The sequence below is a fragment of the Bartonella sp. AP11XZML genome (assembly GCF_042196445.1).
Lineage (GTDB): Bacteria > Pseudomonadota > Alphaproteobacteria > Rhizobiales > Rhizobiaceae > Bartonella.
Genome location: NZ_JBHIQF010000079.1, coordinates 1 through 2,359 on the forward strand (window position 1 = coordinate 1; position 2,359 = coordinate 2,359).

Genomic DNA, 2,359 nt, shown 5'->3' on the forward strand with positions numbered 1-2,359 from the left:
CAAAGGTCCTTTAAGAAAGCTTCCATTTGTGCTTAAACTTGTCACCGTTTCACCATTATGAATAAGGCTAAACGACGAATTACCCAACAGTTCTAAACCACCATTTATAGTGACTTTACTAGTAAATTTATTATAACTTTGCCATTCATTGGCTTGTTTTAGGCGACCATAGGCTGTGAGATCTTCATTGATCTTGGCTCTAAATTTATCGAGCCCCACAATATCTTCAATCTTATGTTGATGAGAGCCAAACAAAGAGATAGCACTGCCAAAGGTAAAGTGATTGTTGCTTGCTTTGTAGAGAACATAATTGTTAGCCGCGTCCTTAGCCCCCTCGATATCGCTTAAATCAGCAAATGAGAAGGTTTTATCCGCTGCCATTTTGCCTTTGAGAGCCGCTTCAAGATCTGCAACATCGCTTATGCTATGGGTGTGTTTTGAAGGTGCTTTTCCCTCTACCTTTTCCTCAACATCCGCAATAGCTTGATCAATTTTGGTCAAGTTTTCGCGCAAGATTGGGAATTCAGAACTGATAAAACGACCTTCTTTAGGCAATTCCATGTCGAGTTTTTTGGTTTTTGTCATGTCTGTTTTCCCCTCATAATATGCCAGCGCCAAAATCACACACCATGGACCGCGCTGCTGGTCCACCGGTAAGCGTGAGTTTTAAGCGCGCTTGTTTGGCTGTTTTGTCACCACTGATAAATTTGCGCTCTGTCCAAAGTGGTTCAGCGAGTTGTTCTGTTTCCTCTAATTTCAAAGGGGTGAAAGCACCATCATCCAGCTGCATCTCGAGTGTGAAGGTTGCACCGCCTGGTAAAAAGGTTTTGATATAGCTGGTCAATCTTGCTTTTTCACCAAAGGCAAAAGCACGCGTGACATAGGTCGCTTCNTACCTTTTCACTGATATATTCGGTAAGACTGAGTAATTGAAAGGGTAGGAGTTGGTAAACCGTGCCGTTATTTCTTTCAATTTCAAAGATGACAGAACACTCACTTGAAGGCAATTCAATGGCTGCGCGTATTTGCAAATCAGAGCAGTCAACAAGGTCAAAAGTGCCAAGATCAATGGTTTTTTCTGTTTGTGTGTAGCGTGCCGCCAACACACGAAAGGCTAAAGCCTCATCTTGATGGGCGGTCCATGTCTGCGCATTGACAGAAGAAAAGCGTGGTCCCGTTACATAAGGATGACTTGAAACATATCTCTGATGTTCTGCATCAAAATCCCCAAGCTTTTCTAAAGAGACAGAATGATTACTATCATCGGTTTTAATCACAAAGGCGGTGAGACGGTCATCCATCACAAGGAGTGGTACATCATAGCGTGCCTCTGCCCATCCTGCCTTTGCGCCCTTCATGGAATAAAAGCTTTGTGCTTGGATATCGGCGGTCGGATAACCATTTTCCGTAGTGACCAAATCAATCACCAGATCATGGTTTTGATTACCGATTTTGCAAAGATGAAAGTCAATACCGGTAATTTGCCGTGTTTCATCGGGGGTAAAAACTTGCGCTTGTGGGTCCACTTGTGTCCAGATTTTCACCGTGGTGGTGCGCCGCATCACTTTCACATCAATCACACCTTGACCGGTAAAAAGCCCCGTTGCAATTGTTCCACCTCTGCCTTGTGCGATAACATTTTTTGTGCCAGCGGTAATGTTTTGTGGAATTTTAAAAGTGCTTTCAAGGACGCCATAGGAATTGGCAAAAAGGGGATAATTAGGCAAGACATTCACACCATCAAAAGTGAGGCTCTCTAGTTTTTCGCCTTTGCCAAAACCTTCAATTTTAAAGGAAAGGGTAATTTGTCTTAAGAAATCAATTTGTTCTCGGATTTCATTGACCAAGTCATCACGCACTTCTGTGTTACGGATAGTTCTCCCGCGATTCCATCCCATATTAAGTTGATTGGTGACACTTGAGAGCCAATCGGTGCGCTGTTCATGCCAAAAGTCTGTTGCGGGTTCAAGGGTTACTGTACCAGGCAAGGTCGCAAAATTTTGATAGGGGTTGATTTTTTCGCAAGCCGTTGTCAACTCTTGCGCAATGATCACTTCATTTGTCCAGTCAAGGGTAACGGGCGCTGTTAAGGGGGCGGTGTAAAAGGTTGGATCAATGGCAAGCTGTAAAATGCCATGACCAATAGCCCCTGTTTGGGGAACCCCTTCATCGCGATAATTGTCATCGAGAAAAGGGTCAACAAACATGCCTTTTTTGGCAACGGGCTCTTTAGAGTCAACATTGTTTTTAATGCGCTCTAATTGCATCAACCGATCAAGAGAGAGTATCCGTTGAAAATAACGCCACATCTCATCATAGGGGGCAACACGCGTGCCATCATTGACCACTTGGGGGGGGG

The 2,359-nt window shown here is 43.9% G+C and carries 1 protein-coding gene and 1 pseudogene; both read right to left on the bottom strand.

The genetic code is table 11. The features are described 5' to 3' along the window. Positions 1-585, bottom strand: a 585-nt coding sequence (locus tag ACFIMG_RS08305; RefSeq protein WP_375678722.1) for a Bgr_08870 family protein, incomplete at its 3' end; no start/stop codon positions are given. A 13-nt stretch (positions 586-598) separates the two neighbouring features. Further along, positions 599-2,359 (bottom strand): annotated as a pseudogene (locus ACFIMG_RS08310) (DUF4815 domain-containing protein); the annotation flags it as partial.